A 20,071-nucleotide genomic window follows, 5' to 3' on the forward strand; every position below is an offset into this window, starting at 1 on the left:
TCAGGTCACTCACTGTGCGTCACATTCCTGGTGTCAGCCGGGGCCCGACCAGCACCCAGCAAGATCACCTCTTACACAAAGGAGTAAACAGCCTCTCACGACGTCCCGTGCCTGCTGTTGCATCTTCCCCCATCCCTGCCGTGCTGGAGAAACTGGGGCCGCTGGATGCGGACCGGATCGCTGACCTGCGTCCCTACCTCGAATCGGTTCCGGATCCGCGCTCACGCCGGGGCCGGTGGTACTCGCTGACGGCGATCTTGCTGGTGTGTGCCTGCGCGGCCGTCTGCGGCGCGAAGAGCATCGAGGAGCTTGCCGAGTTCGGCGAGCGGGCCACGAACTCGCTGCTGGCATCCCTCGGGATACGCCGTCACCTGCTCGGCTGGCGGCGCAGCCCCAAGCCGGTCACTCTCGGACGCGTCCTTCAGGCACTTGACGGCGACGCCCTGGACCAGGCCGTGGGCGCCTACCTGGCCGACCGGCACCGCGTCACCTCGTCCGCCGACGTGCCCGAGGCCCGATCGCGGCAGGTCATCGCCGTGGACGGCAAGGCCCTCAAGGGCTCGGCCCGCCTGGCCGCGCCGCGCCGTCACCTGCTCTCGGCGGTCACCCACGACCACGTCGCCACGATTGCCCAGGTCGAAGTCGGTGCGAAGACCAACGAGACGCGCCACTTCAAGCCCCTGCTGGCGCCACTCGACCTCGCCGACACCGTCGTCACCTTCGATGCCCTGCACTCGATGAAGGCCAACATCACCTGGCTGGTCGAGACGAAGAAGGCCCACTACATCGCCGTCATCAAGACCAACCAGCCCACCGCCTACGCCCAGCTCGCCGCCCTGCCCTGGACCTCGATCAAGGTCCAGCACACCGCCTCCGCCACCGCCCACGGCCGTCGCGAGTCCCGCTCGACCAAGACCTGCGCCATCGCCGACAACCTCGGCGGCATCGCTTTCCCCCACGCCCACCTCGCCATCCGGGTCCACCGCCGCCGCAAGCCCGCCGGTCGGCCCGAAACCCGCGAGAACGTCTACGCGGTCACCAGCCTCGCCGCCCATCAAACCCGCCCCGCCGACCTCGCCGCCGCCATTCGCGGGCACTGGGGAATCGAAAATTCCTCCCACTACATCCGAGATGTCACGTTCGCCGAGGACGCCTCGACCATTCACGCCGGCACCGCACCCCGCGCCATGGCCACCATCCGCAACCTCTCCATCGGCACCCTGAAGATCCTCGGAGCCGACAACATCGCCAAGACCACCCGAGCCCTCCGCCACGAACCCGAACGATCACTCGCCATCCTGGGCATCACCAACAACCTGGACACTCACGGAACTTGATCAAGCCCTGTTGTTCGAGGCCCCTGGATAAATCACAAGCTGAGCCGTGTTCGGTGCCGCGACGGGCGATGACCGGGGTGATGCCCACGGCCCGGACCTGCTTGCGGTACTTGTCGTGGTCGTAGCCCCGGTCGGCGTAGAGCCTGTCCGGTCGTCGACGGGGCCGTCCGCGTCGGCCGCGTACCGGCGGGACGGCCTGGATCAGCGGCATGAGCTGGGTGACGTCGTTGCGGTTCCCGCCGGTCAGCGAGACCGCCAGGGGGATGCCGTGCGCTTCGGTGATCAGGTGGTGTTTCGAGCCCGGCCGGGCACGGTCGCTCTCCTCGGTGCTCTCCGACATCACCGGGGCCAGCGGCCGGGCCACCTGAACGCGCTCATCAACGGTGAGCGCGATCCCGGGGCACTTGCCGAACTCGCCGTCCGCCGGGCCCGCAGCAAGATCCCGGAGCTGATCGAGGCCCTGGACGGGCAGTTCACCGAACACCACGCGTTCATGTGCCGGCACTACCTGGAGGAGATCGACCACCTCACCTCCGCGGCCAACCGGATCGATGCCCGGATCACCGCGCTCCTCGCCCGCCTGGGACACGACCGGAACGTGGCCAGCCTCGACACCATCCCCGGCATCGGCCCCGCGGCCGCCCAGATCATCATCGCCGAAACAGGCGGTGACATGGCGCAGTTCGCCACCGCCGGCCACCTCGCCTTCTGGATCGGAGTCTGCCCGGGGATGAACGAGTCCGCCGGTGTCAACAAGTCCGGCCGCACCCGGTAGGGCAACAGCAACCTCAAACGCGTACTGGGCGTTGCCGCGATGGCGGCGATCCGGAACAAGGACTGCTACCGCAGCGCCTACTACCGGCGCATCGCCGCCCGCCGCGGTCGCCGGCGGGCCCAAGTCGCCGTGATGCACAAGATCGCTATCGCGATCTGGCACATCCTCCGCAACAAGACCACCTACCAGGACCTCGGAGCCGACTACTTCACCCGCCGCGACCCCGAACGCGCCATGCGGCGCATGGCCAAGGAAGCCAACCGCCTCGGACTCACCGTCCGGTTCGACCCCATCCCAACGGCCTGCCCCGCATGCACTCTATTTTTTCGTGTCAGCGTCACGCACTCAGGCCGAGGGCACGGGGCCGCCCCGGCCAGGCAGCAGCCCGGCCGGTCACGTCACTCCCCGGCGTCGATGGCGGGCCGGCGCACCTCGATCTCTGCCCCGGTCTGCTTGAAGGACTCCGCCGACACCGGAACCAGCACCGCATCCCGATGGAAGTCCCGCAGGTTCGTCGACCCGCAACTGATCATCGTGGAGATCAGCTTGGCCCGGGTCCGTTCCACGTTGTCGTACAGACTGCCGGCGTAGGGCACGTAGCCGTCGACGCCCTCTTCGAAGACGATCTGGCCGCGCTGACCGTACCGGGCTGCGTTCTGTGCCCGCCGCGAGCCCTCGCCCCAGTACTCCTTGTACCACTGGTCGCCGATCTGCAGCTTCCGCGACGGGCTCTCGTCGAGCCGGGCGAAGTAGCGGCCGAGCATGATGAAGTCCGCTCCCATCGCCAGCGCCATCGCCATGTGCGAGTCGTTGAGCAGACCGCCGTCGCAGCACAGCGGTACGTACACCCCGGTCTCCTGGGCGTAGGCGTCGCGTGCCTCGACCACATCGAGCAGCGCGGAGGCCTGCCCACGGCCAATGCCCTTCTGCGCCCGAGTCGTGCAGATGGCTCCGCCGCCGATCCCCACCTTCACGAACGCCGCGCCCGCATCGGCCAGGTAGCGGAAAGCCCGCCCGTCGACGACGTTGCCCGCGCCGACGAAGACATCGTCCCCGTGCTTCTCACGGGCGAACTCCAGGGTCTTCGCCTGGTACACGGAATAGCCGTCGGAGGAGTCAAGACACAGCACGTCCGTGCCGGCCTCGACCAGGGCGGGGATGCGGTCCTTGAAGTCGCGGGAGTTGATGCCGGCGCCCACACGCAGACGCTTCTCGCTGTCCACGGTCGCACGGTGGTACGTCTTGTGGGCCTGGTAGTCCCTCTTGAGGACCAGGGAGACGATCCGGCCGCCCTCGAGCACCGGCAGCACGTCCAGATGGTGCTGCCAGATCAGCTCATTGGCCTCGGACAGGGAGATCGAGGCCGACGCGGTGACCAGGTCGTCACGGACCCGCATCCGGTTGCCGGCGGCCTCGGAGGCCCCATGACGCTCCAGATGGAAATCGTCGAGGCTGATGATCCCGAGAAACTCGCCGTCCGCCTTACCGCTCCGCGTGACCACCGCCACGCCCTGGTCGGCCTCGGATAGCTGCCGGGCGACCTCGCTGAGAGGCGTTTGCGGCGTCACAGTGACCTCGCTGGTCCGGAAGCCGGCCTTGTGCCGCTTCACCGCCAGCACGTCCGCGGCTTGGTCCTCGATCTGCTGATTCTGATGGATGAACGACAGCCCGCCGACCTGCGCCAGTGCCACCGCCAGTGTCGGTGACGACACCGCCTGCATGATGGCGCTCACCATGGGGGTGGCGACCCTGATTCCCGGCTCCTCACCGACCCGGTGACGAACCAACGGCGCTCCGAGGTCCACATTGTCCGGCGTGCAGGCTTCTGTGGTCAGGCCCGGGATGAGGAGGTATTCACTCAGCGTACGAGAGATCTCGGGGAGGATTTTCACGTCGTCTCCAGAAAGGAGCCTTCAAGCCGATAACGAGGAATTGGCGAGGCTCGTGCGGGCAGTGCGTGACCCAACTGCTCGGTGTTGCACAGGCGCTTACTTCCAATACGCCATAAGAGATGGTACCGCACCGTACGGTCCCGGCGTGTGTCGTGATGTCCGGGTTCGCTGCCTATCCCGTAGGCGGTGAAGGCGTCGGCGCGGTGGAGCAGGTCGCGGCGGGCGTGGGCAACGTTGACCCGTCCGGCGAGTCGGAGGGCGCCGATGCCCAGGTTGGTAAAGGGGGCCAGGTCCCGACGTCCGGTTCCGGTTCTGACTGGGATGCGTCCTCGTGGAAGGTCACATCCCTGAACCAGTGCAGGCTTCCACCGCGACTCAGTGAGTCCGCCCGTGGTGGCTGAGCTGGGCGGGCCCGGCCAGCTCAGCCCGTAGGCTGGTCACTCCGCACGACGAGCGCCGCGTCACGCATCGAGCACTCGCAGGGTCGTCCGACTCAGAAACCCCGCACGATAGGCATTCGTATCGATTTCCGCATCGCGCGACAGGACCTCCAAGTGCAACGGCACGACAAGCGCCGGATCCTGCTGGGCGTCCTCCCTGAAAAGCCAGGCGGCATCGGTACCGTGACCGGTCGCGGCGTCACCGTCGTAGGCAATGTGAAGGCTGGGGTCGGAAAGGGCGGTCAATCGAAGCACGAGATCCGCCTCGTCAGCAGCTTGCACGGGGTGGGCGTTCGGCTGCAGCAGTTTCAGTGGGACAGGAAAGAGCCCGAATCTACTCTTGAATACGAAGAGCCCGGGCTGCACCAGATGTCCGTAGGTGCTCGGGTCGCTGCCCAGTGAAATCCACCGATGACCTCGCTCACGGGTCTCCTGAAAAGCAGACAGGTAGAGCGACCGGGCGAGGTTCCCGTCCCGCTCCCCGGTTCCCAGAGCGGTGAAACGGACACGGACGATCGACTTCGCGGCGTCGATTTCGCACAGGCATGCGCCGATCAGGTTGCCGTCCGCGTCCTCGGCCCTGACCAGGAAGTAGTCCTCTGGCCTTTCCAGCAGCCGCTCCCGAACTCGCCGGGCAAAGGGAACGCCGTTTCGCAGGGTGGCGACATGGGCTTCGTACACCGTGAGGAACTCGTCCATCTGGGCGGAGTCCAGCGGCGACCTCGGGACCAACGTGATTCCTCGTTCCTCCAGGGCGGCAGCGCTGCTTCGGGCCCCGCGCCGAGAGCGGCGCGACATACGCATCAGGAAATCCTCTTCACTCGCACAAGCGGGCGCGAGCCAGGTGATCCAGCCGGGCTTGACTGTGAACCCCGCCTCACGAAGAGGCTGCCAGGCCGTGATGTCGGGATCCTTGACCCGCACCAGGTCGGCGTCAGGCTGTTCCTTGCGCCAATCGCGACCAAGAGCCTCGTCGATTCCGACATGGGCGATCCTGACGCCGTTCTCATCGCTTATGCTCAAGTTTTCCATCCTTCGGTCGCACACACTTGCGATACGCTGGGCGTCTCGCGATGCAACTGCGCCCCAGGCGTCTCCTAGCGAGCCGTCCTGGTGTTCTGCCGCCGGCCACGGAGGGAGCGGAACCTGCGTTCACGACTTCCTCCGGGAACGGGCCGCCCGGGCGTTGGCCGAGGCCTCCCGCGCGATTGCCCGGAAGAACCTCGGATAGCTCGGCGAGGTGTGTGCCGCGAATGCCAGCGTGATGTCGTGCCGGTCCCGCAGCTGATTGATCGGCACCACCATGGCGGCGTGGTGCTCGATGTGCAGGTTGTTCCCGTTGGTGTACCAGGTGCTGAACCAACTCCCAGTGATGGAGCGGGTGTTGTTCAGCACGTCGGTGGAAGAGTTGTCGCACATGATGTGCTCGGGCAGCTCGACCAGGAAGTGCAGGGGGACCGCGACGAGCAGCGGGAGCAGCCAGACCCACAGCACGAGCTCACCGTACCCGAGGGTTGCCAGCGCCACCGCACCGAGGATCGGAAGAGCGAACATCCGGTACTCTGCCACCACTTCACGCTCACGGTCTGGAGATATCTGGCCCATGTCGTAGGACCAGGCATCGGCCCAGCAGCGGACGATGTCCGCCACGGCACCGAGCAGCCGGCCGAAGGCCAGCGCCTCGCGGATCAGCGCCGACCAGGTGACCGGCTGCCGCGAGTCGAAGCCGAAGAACTCCGAGTCCTGGTCCGTGCCCAGATAGCGGTGGTGCTGGAGGTGCCGCACCCGGTAGTGGCTGTACGACACCAGCATCGGCACGCCCAGCGGCACGCCCGCCAGCCGGTGCAGGCGGGCTCGCCGAAACGCCGAGTGGTGCAGGCACTGGTGCTGGAGCTCCAGCCAGTGGGCGTACATCGCACCGATGAGCACGACACCGAGCACTCGGACCGGCCACGCCTCCACGAAGAGCGCGAGCACCACGCCGATGCCCCAAAGACCACAGGCGACAACCATTTTGGCGGTGAAGACGCGTGCGTCGGCGGCGGTGACCTTGGCCCGTCGGAACAGGTCCTCACGCGATGCAGTACTCGCGTCGGGCGTCATGGACGGAAAAGCTTCCCTTCTCATCGTCAACTCGCCGCATCCGGGTTGCGACGCCGCGGACTGTCGGCCGGATCGCTCGCGGCGACGGCCTGGTGGAGTTCATCGGCGGTGAGCATGCTCTTCTGATCTCCCGGAATCGTGGTGACGGTCACGGTGGCGCCGAGGGCACGCCAGGTCTCGGCCGCGCCGTCGCAGCCCGGTGAGACGACCTGGGGCAGCAACAACCTCAGACGGGGCACCTGCCCGGCGGGCCGCCACGAGGCCATCGCGGCGTGACAGCTCAGCCGCATCCGCATCTGGCCGAGCAGCGGGTAGTCGCGCACACCCGGATCGGCGGGGCCGAGAAGGTCCACGAGGGCTGCGGCACGATCCGGCATCGGCAGATGCCCGGTCGCGGCGAGCGCATCGGCGATGACGGGTTTCGTCTGGTGCGGGACCCCGTACTGCACGTGCGCGACCATGTCGTCGTCCGGATTCGTCTGCTGCTCAGCCCGTGGCGGGTCCAGCAGGATCAGGTCCTCGATCCGGTCGCCGTCGCCGTCGGCGTGCGCCTGGCGGGCGATCTCGTAGGCCAGTGGTGCGCCCATGCACCAGCCGGCCAGGCTGTACGGCCCGGAGGGCTTCGCCGCCCGGATCTGGGACAGGTAGCGGCAAGCCAGGGCATTCATCGTCGTGTCGTCGCAGCTCTGGTCGTGCGGCAGGCCGTAGCAGTCCCAGCCGCGGCCGAGAGCACCGGCCAGCGGCGCGTACCAGTCGATCAGCCCACCGCCCGGGTGGACCATGAACAGCGTGCGCGCGGGGCGGGTGATCGGTGCGGGGGTGAGCGGGACCGTGCGGGCGGCTGTTTCGAGCTCCGCGGCGAACCGGTCGGCGACCCGCTCCGCCTCGTGAGCGGCCAGAACCGCCGGATCGACGGAGAAGTGGCAGGCGAGGGTGCCCTCCGTGTCAGGGGCGATGGTCACGTCGAGCGGTGTCGGCAGCACGTTGGTCGCGGCGATGGTCGCCGCTTCCGGAGCGCCGGCCGGTCGCAGGACATGGTCGCTCGCGACCTGCTGGTACCCGCCCAGGTAGTTGAAGGTGACCTGCGGCGAGGCGACAGAGCCCAGCCGGCGGCCGAGGGGCGAGTCGGGGTACAGGAAACGTGCCTGGCCGAAGCCGGTTCCGGCGTCCGGGACCGTGGCGAGTTGCCGGTCAATGGCTGTTGCGCCGTCGACGAGGCGGGCCTGATCCATCTCGAGATCGGTGAGCAGGGCCGGGTAGAGCGAGGTCAGCCAGCCGACCACGTTCTCAAGGTCGCCGTAGCCAGAGTGGGTTCGGCCGTGGCCTTCCAGCCACACATACAGGTCCGGGCTGTCGCTGTACGGGGCCAACGCCCGCTGCAGCGCGGCCAGTAGGACCGCCTGGGCGCTGATGTCGTGCAGTCGGCGGACGTCGTTGCGCAGGTACGCCGCGGCCCGGGGCGACAGGCGGTGGCTGATGCGGATCCGGCTTCCGGCTCCGGCCGCGGGCCTGGCCGTCCCGGCACCGGAGAGCACTGGCGGCGACGCCTTGGCGAGCGTCTCCCAGTGCGTGTCCGGGGCGGGTTCGGCACCGGCCCGGGACGGTATGCCGGGCGCCGCACCGTCGGGCAGGGCCCGCCCGTCCCGCAGTGCCCGGTAGCCCCGTTCGATGTCGTCGGCGAGGATCTGCCAGGACACCGCGTCGACAATCAGGTGGTGGGCGATCAGATAGGCCCAGGTACGGGTGCTGCCCGGGTCGTGCACGATCGCGAAATCCGCCAGCCGGCCGCCGGCGATGTCGATGCGCCGGTGCAGGCCGCGCAGAGCGGTGTCGAGGCGTTTGGTAAGCGGCCGGTCGCCGTCCGGCACCGTGTGCTCACTCACCAGGTCGGCGGCCGGCTCCTCGTCGAGAATGGCGGTCCAGCTGTCCCCGTCGTGGGTGAACCGGGTGCGGAACGCGTCATGGCGGCGGATCACCCAGGCCAGCGCCGCCCGCAGCGTGACCGGGTCGCCGTCGTCGGCGATCTCGAACAGGCGCGCCTGGTGGAAGTGGTCCGGGTCGGCGAACCGCTGGGCGAAGAACCACGCCTGGATCGCCGTGAGCGGGAGGGTGGTCCCGCCCGGTCGGCGTTCGGCCACAGTGACGACGTCGCTTTCGGGTCGGTGGATGATCAGGTGGTCCAGGGCACGGACGGTCGGCGCGGTCAGGAGATCCGCGACGGTCACGTTCACGCCGAGGGCCCGTGCCCGAACGGCGGCCCGGATCGCCTGGAGGGAGTCGCCCCCACAGGCGAAGAAGTCGTCATCGATCCCGGTGTCCGGCTGCTGGAGCGTGTCCCGCCACACCTGCAGGAGCAACTGCTGGCGGGGCGTCTCCGGCTCGGACGCCGGGCCCGTGCCGGTCGTCGACGGCAGGTCCGGCAGCTGCGACCCCTGGATCTTCCCGGTCGACGTACGGGGAAGGCGTTCCATGATCACGAATCCGGCCGGGAGCATGTAGGAGGGCAGCCGCTGTCCCGCCCATTCCCGCAGTCGTTCGGGGCGCACGGCGCGGTCGGCCGGAGCCGCGACGTACGCGACCAGTCGCTGCGTGGCACTGGATTCCTGGAGGAACACCGCGGCGTCGGCGACGTCCGGGTGTTTTAGCAGACAGGCGGTCACCTCGCCGAGCTCCACGCGGAATCCGCGGATCTTCACCTGGTCGTCGAGGCGTCCGAGGATCTCGAACCTTCCGGCCCTGATCCGGACCCGGTCCCCGGTCCGGTACAGGCGCTGTCCGGCGAGCGGCCCGGTCGTCGGGACGAGGAACCGCTCGGCGGTCAGCTCGGGTCGGTGGTGGTAGCCGGCGGCCACGCCGGCGCCACCGATGTACAGCTCGCCGGATGCACCTGCGGGCAGCAGGTGCCCGTCCGGGCCCAGCACCACCATGCTGTAGTTCGTCAGCGGGCCGCCGACGCTCACCCGCGTGCCCGCTTCGGGGCTTGCCGGGTGAAGCCGCTGCGCGGAGCACCAGACGGTGCCCTCGGTCGGCCCGTACTCGTTATCCAGGGCCACACTGGGGATGCGGACGCCGTGTTCGCGGACGTCTTCCGGGCTGCACGCCTCACCGCCGATCGCCACGACCCTCAGCCGCGACTGCCATCCGACGGGCAGCGTCCGCACCAGCTGGCGGTAGAACGACGCGGTGAAGTTGACGTGCGTGACATCGCATCGCTCGACGAGGCAACGGATCTCGTCTGGGTCCCGGGCGTGGTCGGCGGTGTCCGGTACCACGATCGTGCCGCCCGACCACAGCGTCCACAGCATCATGTGCGGTGCGACGTCGAAGATCAGCGGAAGGGTGATCAGGGTCTTGACCGTCATGCCGGGCTCGGTCCCCTCGGCGTTCAGGAACCTGGTACGGGCGTGCACCGCGGCGCACGCGTTGCCGTGGCTGGTCAGGACCGCCTTCGGGGTTCCAGTGGACCCGGAGGTGTAGACGAGGTAGGCGCCGTCGGTCGGGCGAACATCCGAGTCGGCCAGCTCGTCGGTGTCCGGTGCCGTGTCGAGGGGCAGTTCGTCGACGTACACCACGGGCACACCCTCGGGCGCCCCGGAAGTCGACGCACCGGCGGACGCGGCGCGGCTGGCGACGACGACGCTCGGAGCGGCGTCGTCGAACATCGCGGCGGTGCGGGCCGAGGGCTGGGCCGGGTCGATGCACACGTAGATCGCGCCGGCCCGCAACGTGGCCAGGATCGCCGCGACGAGGCCGATGCCGGCGGGACAGGTGATTGCGACGACCGCACCGGCCCGAAGCCCCGCGTGGGTGAGTCGCCGCTGGACGTTCCGGGCGTGCTCGTCGAGCTGACGGTACGTCCACGCGGATCCGGCGTGCTCGACTGCGACCGTGTCGGGCCGGGCGGCCACCGCGGCCGCGAACCCGGCGTGCAGCGTGTCGAACGGCACCTGCGCGGTCGGACCGGTGCTCAGGGCCAGGATCCGTGCCGTCTCGTCGGCACCCAGCAGGTCCAGCTCGCGGATCGGCCGGTCGGCCGCTCGCGACAGCAGGGTCAGGACCCTTTCGAAGCCGCTGAGCAGTTCCTGGGCGGTGTCCGCGTCGAACAGGTCGGTGTCGTACTCCCACAGGATGGTCATCCCGTCGCGTCCGCCCCCGTCCGGGTGGCGGGGGTCGGGCACGCACACTACGTTGATGTCGCCCTTGGCGGTCGCGTTGTGCTCGATGACCAGACTCGCCTCCACCGGCCCCATCCGCAGATGCGGCCGCGGAGTGTCGTGGAACGCGAACATGAGGTTGAACAGCGGGTTCCGGCCTGGGTCGCGCGGCAGGTCCAGGCGCGCCAGCAGGTCCAACAGCGGCAGCTCCTGGTGGTCCTGCGCGCCCAGCACGACGTTCATCGTCGTGCGCAGGAGCTCGCCGAGCGAGGTAGTCGGGTCGACGCGCACCCGCAGCGGGAGCGCGTTGACGAACATCCCCAGCAACCGGTCGGTGCCGGGCTGGCGGCGGTTGACCAGCGCCGACCCTAGGACGATGTCCTGCTCGTCGGTGTGCTGCCACACCTGCAGCGCGAAGGCCGACAGGAAGACCGCGAAACGGCTCACCTCGTGCCGGGCCGCCAGGTCGTCGAGGCCGCCCATGACCTCGGCCGGGATGTGGACGCTCAGCCGACCGCCGCGGTACGAACGGGCAACGGGCCGGGACCGGTCCGCGGCGAAGGTCGCGCCGTCGCGGGGGCAGCCGGACAGTTCGTCACGCCAGTACGTGACGTGGTCCGTGTAGTCTTCGGTCTCCCGCCAGGCCTGGTACCAGGCGGCAAAGTCCCGGTACTGCACCGGCAGCGACGGCAGGTTCGGCTGCCGGCCGGCGACGATCGCCTCGTAGGCGTCGCAGAGTTCGGCCAGGAACAGCTGGGCGGACCAGCCGTCGTGTGCGAAGTGGTGCTCGACCTGCAGCAGCCGCCACTTGTCGGCGGCGAGGCGGAACAGGTGCCAGCGGACCAGTGGCAGGGTGGCCACGTCGAAGCCGGTGGCGATTTCGGCCCGCATCCGGACCGCGAGCTCCTCGTCGCGGTCCTGCTCCGGAATGCCCGTGAGGTCGACGACCTCGACCTTCGCTTCCCAGGGGCCGTGGACGACCTGGACCGGCCCGTTGGAACCGTCGTGGAAGGTGGTCCGCAGGATCTCGTGCCGGGTCACGATGTGCGTCAGGGCCGCCTGCAGAGCGGTGACGTCCACCGGGCCATGCATCCACAGGGAGAACTGGGTGTTGTACGCGAGCGCGTCCGGGGTTAGCTGGGTCAGGACCCAGATCTGCTCCTGCTGGCCGCTGAGCGGGAAGGCGGGGACACCCTCCGGTCCAGTCTCGGTGGGGATGGTGCCGGGCTGGATCAGCAGACGCGCGGACGGTGCCGCGGCACGGACGAGGGCGGCGATGTCCGTGATGGTAGGTGTGGCGAACAGGGCGCTGACGGGAAGGTTCACGCCGTAATCGGCGGCGACGGCGGCGGCCAGCCGGATCAGCACCAGGGAGTTCGCTCCGAGCATCAGCAGCGACCGGTCCACCGGCACGTCCGCCACGCCGAGGATGGTCGCGGTCGCGGCTGCCAGGTGCTGTTCCACCGCGTCCGCCGCCTGGGCAGCGGACGGTCCGGCCTCGGCCGAGGCTGCATCCGGCAGCCGCGCCTGGTCGATCTTCCCGGACGCGGTCCGGGGCAGCTCGTGGATCACGACGTACGCGGAGGGGACGAGATATGCCGGAACCCGCTCGCGCAGATGGCGGTCGCAGTCGGCGATGAATGACGCCTCGTCCCCTGCACCCCCGTCTGGGCGGGCCGGCAGGGCCGGGTCCGCTTCCGGAATCGGCACCAGGTAGGCGATGAGAGAGGTTGACCCGGACTCCGAGGCCACGGCCCGTCCGGAGACGTGGGTCTGCAGGATCCGGGGGTGCTCCATCAGGACGGATTCGATGTGGCCCGGTTCGACGCGATGCCCGCCGATCTGCACCTGGCGGTCGGCCCGCTCCAGGAACACGAAGTCGCCCGACGGGTCCTGTCGAACGAGGTCACCGGTCCGGTACGCCCGTTCGCCGTCGACGGTGACGAACCGCTCGGTGGTCAGTTCCGGCCGGTCGAGGTAGCCGAGAGCGAGGTTCGCACCGGTGATGACCAGCTCACCGGTCCCGGTGGTGGGTCGGCCGTCGCCGCTGAGGAGGAGGTAGCCGGTGTTGCGTACCGGCCGGCCGATGGTCATCGGCGTCCGCTTCCCGGTCGAGGCGTCATAGACCAGGCCGTAGCTGGAGCAGACACACGCTTCCGTCGGTCCGAATTCGTTGACGAGGGACGTGTCCGGCAGCAGGCGGACGTGCCGTTCGATCACGGCGGGGCTCCACCGCTCGCTGCCGATCCCGACGGCCTTGAGGGTGGTGGGCGGCCGGTGGGCGGCACGGTCCAGGAACACGCTGTACAGCGACGCCGGGTAGATCAGCTGGGTGACGCGGTGCTCGTGCACCAGGTCGACGGTCCGGGCGACGTCGGTGAGTCCGGACGGATCGATGATCAGCGTGCCGCCGGTCAGCAGCGCCCAGAACAGGATGCCGGTGGTGAGGTCGAACGCCGGCGAGTGCAGCAGCAGCACACGGTCGGCCTCGCCGAACACGTCGACGCGCGCCGCCGTGGAGTTCAGCAGAGCCGTGTGGGGGACCAGCACCCCCTTCGGCACGCCGGTCGAACCGGAGGTGTAGATGACGTACGCAGGCCCGGCGGGGTCCACCGCCACGTCCGTGGCCGGAGCTGTGGACTCCTGGGCGATCAGGTCCTGGTACGCCCACACAGGCGCTCCGGTCTGCTCCCGCAGTCGGCCGGCCCGGTCGGCGGTGGTGACGACCAGCGTCGGCCGGGCCTCGGCGAACACCTGACGTAGGAAGGCGTCTGGTGCGTCGGGGTCGAGCGGCAGGTACACGGCCCCAGCGGCGGTCACGCCGAGAACGGTGGCGACGAACTCGGGCGAGGGTTCGAGGACCACGGCCACGATCGGGGTCTGCCCGGACGGAACGGTACTCGAGGCACGCACGCCGGCGGCGACCGCGTGTGCTCTCCCGGCCAGGTCCTGGTAGGTCAACGACCCGGACGCGGTGACGATCGCGTCGGAGGTCCAGTGTTCGTGGTAGGCAGTCTCCAGAGCCCCGGCGAGGGTCAACTCGGCGAGGGCGGCCGGGGGATGCAGGGTCACGATGACTCTCCGGAGGGAAGGGCTTGACGGGCGGCACTCAACTGGGCCTCCAGGCCTTCCCGCGCCGCAGGGCTGAGCCGGGGGCCGATGTGCCGCTGATACGCCAGCAGGTAGCTGAGCCGGTCGGCCGGTGGGGTTCCGGGCTGGTCGGCGAACAGCAGGTCGTGGGGGGTCATGGCGCGGATGGCGAACATCGGCTCGGGGCAGCGCATCACCGGAAACGCCCGGTTGTGCACGCCGCCGACGTCGCTGCCCGCATGGAACTCCCCGAGCATCAGGCCGCGTTCGACGGCCTTGGGCCGCAGCATGCGGTGGCCGCCGTCGATGAAGTCGGCGGCGTGCTCGCCCGGCAGTCCCGGAAAGAACCCGAGCAGGGCGGTGGACGCCCGGTGCGGCCCGGCGGCGACGTCCTCGAACATCTCCGCCAGGAGCCGACCGGCATCGGCGGCATGACGGGGGGTGAACCCGGGCACGCTGATCGCGACCAGCCATACCGTGTTGGCACGGATGGCGGGCGCGAGCCGCGGACAGACCGCCCCCGACCGGCCGAGGTCGGGATGCGGCTGGGTGACGAACTCCTCCAGCCAGCGCAGCCCGGCCCGGTACTGCGGGTAGCGATCGAAGGCCGCGGCGGCGTCGGCAGCCCGGGTCAGCGACCCGGGGATGATCGACGGTGCCGCGGCCAAGATCACCGGTCCGGCTGTGCTCACCGGGTTTCCCGCGGGGAGGGATCGGCGGGCGCCCCGTTGTCCGCCGACGGCTCGATCAGCGGCTCGCCGGCCACCGCGTACGAGGTGAAGCCGTCCGGGCCGACGGGGATGTCACCGACGGTCGACGTCCGGTGCATGATGCGGACGGCGCCCTCGATGTGGTCGATGTCGGCGGCGGCTAGGTGCGCCGTGCACCGGTTGTCCCACACCGCCACCGAGCCCGGCTCCCAGGTGAACCGGACCGTGTACTGCGGCCGGGTGAGCTCCTCGAACAGCAGCTCCAGCAACTTGCGGCTCTCGACCGGGTTCATCCCCATGATGCGGGCGGTACGCGACGGGTTGACGAACAGCGCCTTCTCGCCGGTCTCCGGGTGCACACGGACCACCGGATGCACCGCCATCCGCTTGTTCCCGATCATGTCGATGGCCTTCTTCTCGACCAGGTTCGACGGGTCCAGCTGCTGGGCGGGCCAGAAGGTGTGCTCCGCCTGGAGCCCGTCGATCATGTTCCGGATCGGCTCCGACAGACCCGCGTAGGCGGCCACCAGGTTCGTCCAGTGCGTGTCACCGCCGAACGGGGGGATCTCGTCCGCGCGCAGGAACGCGATCGCCGGCGGGTTCACCACCTGCGAGGCGTCGACGTGCCAACCACTGATGCTGGTCACCCACTTGCTGCGGAACACCGCCTCGTAGTCGGCGCCCACCAGCTTCCTGTCGAGCTGCGGAGAGATCGTCAGGATCTGAGGAAACGGGGCGAGTTCCTCGGTGTCCTGCTCACGGGCGCGTACGGCGAGCGGTCCGAACCGCTCCCCGAACGCGACGTGGGCGGCGTGGTCCAGGTGCTGGTCGCGGAAGAACAGCACCTTGTGCTCGTGCAGCGCCTGGCGCAACTGGTCGACCGTGGCGTCGGCAAGGTCGGCTTTCAGGTCGATGCCGTCGACGTGCGCACCGATGTATCCCGCGGCCCGGCGCACGTTCAGCTGGGTGACGGTTGGCGTTTCCGGCATGGTGCACCCCTTGTTGTTCGGTGTCGCGCCGGGTGGCGCGAGTGAGCTCGATTCCCTTGGCTGCGTGCGCGGTTGAGCGCCGGGGATCGAAGTGTTCTGGTCACGACAAAGTTTTGGGTGTACGACAGGAGAGACAGGCGACAGAACGCGCCCGTCCTCGGTCGCTGTCCCCGGCCCTATACGGGGCTCGGTCCGACGTCTTCCGGTGTGGGGGACGGCGACCCCGGGGCGGGGTGGCGGGTGATCGCCACCTGATCCGGGGTCACTCCACCTCCGCCCATACGTCGCGTGCGGCTGCGACGGCCGCGTTGAAGGACAGGTTCAGCGAGTCGGCGACGGTCCGGATCTGGCACAGCGCGCCCCGGTAGTCCACCGGCGGGAACACCTCTTCGCCGATGCGCGCGCCGGGCAGGACCTGCGCGACGAACGGGGCCCGGCCGACCTCCTCGACGCCGTGGAGGGCGCGGAGCTTACCCGCCACCGGCGGGTAGACCGTCATGGTGGTGGATGCCCTGCCGTTCTGCTCCAGCGGCGGCAACTCCGTGCCGAGCGCCGCGGCTGCGAGGATCTCGGCGACCGGGCTCTCCAGGCAGTCATTCATCATCAGGGGGATCGCGGCACCGGCGGGCCTAATGTTGACCTCGATGATCACGACGTCGTCGCCCAGCACAGCGAACTCGGTGTGGAGCATCCCCTGGGGGATCCCCAGGGCGGCCACACACGTCTCGACGGTGCTCCGCATGGCGGCCTCGACCCACGGCGGCAGGTGGACGGGGAAACTGTAGGAGACCTCGCAGAACGCAGGGTTGGGGCCGATCTGGCGGTCGGTGACCCCCAGGTGGCGACAACGGCCGTCCACGATCAGTGTTTCCAGGCTGTAGAGAGGACCGCGGACGTACTCCTCGGCCAGCAGACCGCCACCCACGAACGGGCCGCCGTCGCTCAGCTCGGTGAAGGCGGCGACGGCATCTTCCGCGTCGCGGGCTAGCGTGACGTGCAGGCTGCCGGCGCCCCGGCTGTTCTTGAGCACCACCGGACCACCCAGCTGCTCCACGAAGGCGACCAACTCCTCCGGGCTCTCGGGGGCGCTCCAGCGGATGTTCGGCACACCGACCTCGGTATAGAACCGGCGCGCCGAGCGCTTGTCGCGGATCGTGCGGACCGCGTCCGGGCTGGGGTACGGAGCACCGACCCGCTCGGCCAGCACTGCGGCGAACTCCACGGCCCGGTCCAACAGACAGATGACGCCCATGGGATCGCCCACGGCGCAGATCTCGTCGACGAGGGCGGACGGAACATCGCCAGCCATGGTGGAGGAGACCCGGTAGACCCGCCCACGACGTTCCAGCTCCTCGACGACCTCACCGCAGAAGCGTTCCTTCGCCACTTCGAGCGGTTGGTCGGTGACGTACGCGGCGTCGAAACCGTGGTCGACCGCCCATTTCGCGTAGGACATTCCGACGCCAGTCGAAATGGACTCCACGAAGAGCAGCATGGAACATCCCCCGATGCAGTAGATCAGGATCGCGGCGTTCTGCCGGTCCGGTGAGTCGCGTCTCGGAGCAGCGCGGTGGAGCCCAGTTCGATGGCGGCAACACGCGGCTGCGTCCGGTGATCGCCCGAGATGCCGGTGGCAGGGTGGCCGCTGCGGACGAACACAATGGAGTGACTGTACGTCAATTCGTAAGTACGCAACAAACCTTGACGTCAGCCGGCTGGCGGCGTAGTGGCCGGCGGAACCAAACCGGGAGGCCGTGCAAACTGCGGCGATGTGTACAGTGGCGCTGCCGCAGACCAGAGTTGGGCGGCATGGATTGCTCCCGAGTCGTGAACGTACGGGGGCGAAGTCGGCGCATGTCCGATGGCGATGCCCGAGTGGACGACTGACATCTCCGTACGAACATCCAAGGCGAAGTTTGAATTGGTGGTGCTTCGATGAGAGTTCCTGCTCACGCCTCGTCCACGCTCCGGTGGGCGACATGAGGGTCGCCGGCAAGTTCGGCGCCCTGGCCGAGTCGCGCTTCCGTCTCTTGTGGATCGGTCGTACGACGTCGGCATGGGGCGACGCGATGATGCCGGTGACGCTCGCGTTCGCGGTCCTGTCGGCTGGCGGCAGCGCGGCCGACATCGGGCTCGTCATCGCCGCCACCATGGTCGCCCGCACGGTGCTGCTCGTGATCGGCGGCGCGCTGGCCGACCGGCTGCCGCGACGCCTGCTTCTCGGCGGCAGCGACCTGTTCCTCTGCGCGGTCCAGGCGACCGTCGGTGTCCTGTTCCTGACCGGCCACCGCAGCGTGACCCTTCTGCTGGGCACGGCGATCTGTTACGGCGCCGCCTCGGCGGTCACCCGACCGGCCATCGTCGGCCTCGTGGCTCAAACCGTCGACCGGGCGAAGCTGCAGCAGGCCAACGGCCTGATGGAGCTGTCACGCGGCGTAGCGCAGGTGATGGGGCCGGCCCTGGCCGGTGTGGCGGTGGCGACGGCCTCCGCCGGGTGGGTGTACCTGCTCGACGCGGTGACCTTCCTGGTCAGCGCCACAACCCTGGTGTTCCTTCCCCTACCGTCGACGCGCCGCACCGGGGGCACCCACATCCTCAAGGAGGTCGCGGCCGGGTGGAGCGAGGTCGCCCGTCGGCCCTGGTATTGGGTGACTCTCTGCGGCCACGCCATCTGCAACGTCGGTTCCAGCGCCTTCTACGTCCTGGGGCCGGTCGTCATCGCCCGTCAGGCGGGTGGTGCCGCCAACTGGGGCCTGGTGAGCGCGAGCATGGCCGTCGGCGCCCTCCTCGGCGCCGCCACCGCCATGCGCTACCGTCCGTGTAGGCCCCTTGTCGCCGCGCATCTCGGACTCCTCCTGGCCGTCCTGCAACTCGGCGCCCTGAGCGGGCCGTTTCACACCGTCGTGATCACGGGGGCGGCGCTGGTGAGTGGGGCTGGGGTGGCCTTCGCGAACAGCCTGTGGATGACGGCGATCCAGCGGCTGATTCCCGAGGAGTTGCTGTCCCGCGTGTCGTCGTACGACTGGCTCATCTCCTTCACGGTGGCGCCACTCGGATACGCCGCCGTCGGTCCACTGTCCGAAGCGATCGGCGCGACCCGGACGTTGGAGATCGCGACCGCGTTTGCCGTGGTCGGTGTGGCGACCGTGCTTCTCGTCCCGCGCGTCCGTCAGCTCCGGCAGACCGGCGAGGGCGACCTGTACGGCTGGCCGGATCTCGACGACCGCGCGACGGACGACCAGTCGCCGGCCCTGACGGCCACCGGAGAACCGCGGTGAGCGGTCGGGAGATACCACCCGCGCCCGGTCGCATTGAGGAGAAGAACATGCGGTTGTCGCTCAGCGGGACCAAGACGGCCGGACTCCCCGGGCTGCGCAGCATCATGGAGGACGTCGCCGTGAGCACCGTCGGGGCTTCCGCCGACATGTGGAATTCCACCCGCTCAACCAGTCCAAGATTACTCGACTGCGGGCAACGTGCGCTTGGCGTACCGTGTGGCGCAGGACACTAGGGCGTGTTGCGAAAGTCGATCTTGGTCGTGAATGATCATCTGTCGTGGGGCGTGGTGATCTGACGAACGACCAGTGGGTCCGGCTTGAGCCGTTGCTGCCGCTGGGCAAGAAGCCCGGCCGTCCATCGGTGTGGACCCGGCGGCAGTTGATAGACGGCATACGGTGGCGGACCAGGACCGGTGCGCCGTGGCGCGACGTGCCGGAACGGTACGGACCATGGGACCGGGCTTACGACCTGTTCCGGCGCTGGCAGCGCGATGGCACCTGGAAGCGGATCTTCGAGCAGTTGCAGGCCGAGGCCGACGCGAAGGGCCTGATCACGTGGGACGTCAGCGTGGATTCCACGATCGCCCGGGCCCACCAGCATGCTGCCGGGGCGCGTAAAAAGGGGCACTGCAGAAGGAGCCTCCCGGCGGCGTCGACACCGAGCCCGACGACCACGGCCTCGGACGCTCGCGCGGCGGGCTGACCACCAAGCTGCACCTGGCGGTCGAGCAGGGGCAAAAGCCACTGTCGCTGCTCGTCACCGCTGGTCAGCGGCACGACAGCCCGCAGTTCCAGCCGGTCTTGGAGAGCATCCGGGTGCCCCGCATCGGTCGGGGCCGGCCGCGGACCCGGCCGGACAAGGTCCGCGCCGACAAGGCGTACGGCTCCCGCGCGAACCGCGCCTACCTGCGCAGACGCGGCATCAGCTGCACCATCCCGGAGAAGGCCGACCAGGTCCGCAACCGCAAGAAGCTCGGCTCCCGCGGCGGCCGGGCGCCAAAGTTCGACAAGATCGACTACAAGGAACGCCACGCGGTGGAGTGCGGGATCAACCGGCTCAAGCGCCACCGGGCCGTGGCGACCCGATACGAGAAACTCGCCGTCCGTTACGAGGCGACCGTGCTGGTCGCAGCCATCAACGAGTGGCTGTGACCAGCACTTTCGCAACAGACCCTAGCACCGTGTTTGCCGAACTCGATGTTCCTCTCCGGCACCTTCGCCTCCTCTGCTTGCGCGTAGTTGACAGAACCTGAAGCTGCGCGTCTGGTCGAGTCAAGAATACTGGATTCTGAGGTGCGGAAGT

General features: G+C 69.1%; 11 protein-coding genes and 1 pseudogene. 4 read left to right on the forward strand and 8 right to left on the reverse strand.

Going from position 1 to position 20,071, the window contains the following annotated elements:
- Positions 1–140 precede the first annotated feature (140 nt).
- Positions 141–1,337: an ISAs1 family transposase gene (locus ACH4UM_RS40365; RefSeq protein WP_398191211.1), complete on the forward strand. Its 1,197-nt coding sequence runs from the start codon at positions 141–143 to the stop codon at positions 1,335–1,337.
- A 40-nt stretch (positions 1,338–1,377) separates the two neighbouring features.
- Here ACH4UM_RS40365 and ACH4UM_RS40370 read toward each other — a convergent pair.
- Positions 1,378–1,656: pseudogene (locus tag ACH4UM_RS40370) on the reverse strand (transposase); the annotation flags it as partial.
- Positions 1,657–1,830: 174 nt separating this feature from the next.
- Here ACH4UM_RS40370 and ACH4UM_RS40375 point away from each other — a divergent pair.
- On the forward strand, positions 1,831–2,112 hold the full coding sequence (locus ACH4UM_RS40375) for a transposase (RefSeq protein WP_398191214.1): 282 nt from the start codon (positions 1,831–1,833) through the stop codon (positions 2,110–2,112).
- A 398-nt stretch (positions 2,113–2,510) separates the two neighbouring features.
- Here the strand turns inward: ACH4UM_RS40375 and ACH4UM_RS40380 are convergent, their stop codons facing one another.
- From ACH4UM_RS40380 to ACH4UM_RS40410, 7 genes are all read right to left on the reverse strand, one after another.
- Positions 2,511–4,004 carry an IMP dehydrogenase gene (locus ACH4UM_RS40380; protein ID WP_398191217.1) on the reverse strand — a complete coding sequence of 498 codons (1,494 nt, stop codon included), beginning with the start codon at positions 4,002–4,004 and terminating at the stop codon, positions 2,511–2,513.
- A gap of 461 nt (positions 4,005–4,465) precedes the next feature.
- Positions 4,466–5,467 carry a GNAT family N-acetyltransferase gene (locus tag ACH4UM_RS40385; RefSeq protein WP_398191220.1) on the reverse strand — a complete coding sequence of 334 codons (1,002 nt, stop codon included), beginning with the start codon at positions 5,465–5,467 and terminating at the stop codon, positions 4,466–4,468.
- 129 nt (positions 5,468–5,596) lie between these two features.
- The gene (locus tag ACH4UM_RS40390) at positions 5,597–6,547 is read right to left on the reverse strand and encodes a fatty acid desaturase family protein (protein WP_398191223.1); all 951 of its coding nucleotides are present in this window, start codon (positions 6,545–6,547) and stop codon (positions 5,597–5,599) included.
- 26 nt (positions 6,548–6,573) lie between these two features.
- Entirely contained in the window at positions 6,574–13,773 is a 7,200-nt protein-coding gene (locus ACH4UM_RS40395; RefSeq protein WP_398191226.1) for an amino acid adenylation domain-containing protein, read from the reverse strand.
- Positions 13,770–14,483 (reverse strand): DUF6875 domain-containing protein, encoded by a 714-nt coding sequence (locus tag ACH4UM_RS40400; RefSeq protein ID WP_398191229.1) that lies wholly within the window; start codon positions 14,481–14,483, stop codon positions 13,770–13,772. The genes ACH4UM_RS40395 and ACH4UM_RS40400 overlap by 4 nt, the downstream gene beginning before the upstream one ends.
- Positions 14,480–15,490 carry a TauD/TfdA dioxygenase family protein gene (locus ACH4UM_RS40405; RefSeq protein ID WP_398191232.1) on the reverse strand — a complete coding sequence of 337 codons (1,011 nt, stop codon included), beginning with the start codon at positions 15,488–15,490 and terminating at the stop codon, positions 14,480–14,482. Before ACH4UM_RS40405 ends, ACH4UM_RS40400 begins: the two co-directional genes overlap by 4 nt.
- A 262-nt stretch (positions 15,491–15,752) precedes the next feature.
- A complete protein-coding gene (locus ACH4UM_RS40410) occupies positions 15,753–16,985 on the reverse strand; it encodes an ATP-grasp domain-containing protein (RefSeq protein ID WP_398191234.1) in 1,233 nt (410 codons plus the stop codon).
- A 484-nt stretch (positions 16,986–17,469) separates the two neighbouring features.
- Between ACH4UM_RS40410 and ACH4UM_RS40415 the strand changes: the two genes are divergently transcribed.
- A complete protein-coding gene (locus ACH4UM_RS40415; protein ID WP_398191237.1) occupies positions 17,470–18,768 on the forward strand; it encodes an MFS transporter in 1,299 nt (432 codons plus the stop codon).
- 277 nt (positions 18,769–19,045) lie between these two features.
- Positions 19,046–19,920, forward strand: a protein-coding gene (locus ACH4UM_RS40420) for an IS5 family transposase (protein ID WP_398191239.1) whose coding sequence is annotated in 2 segments (ribosomal slippage) — positions 19,046–19,435 and positions 19,438–19,920 — 873 coding nt in all. Because the reading frame shifts where the segments join, the coding sequence is not laid out codon by codon here.
- Positions 19,921–20,071: the final 151 nt, after the last annotated feature.

Origin of the sequence: Streptomyces sp. NPDC020801 (genome assembly GCF_044334385.1) — a bacterium.
In the GTDB taxonomy this organism is placed as follows: domain Bacteria; phylum Actinomycetota; class Actinomycetes; order Streptomycetales; family Streptomycetaceae; genus Streptomyces.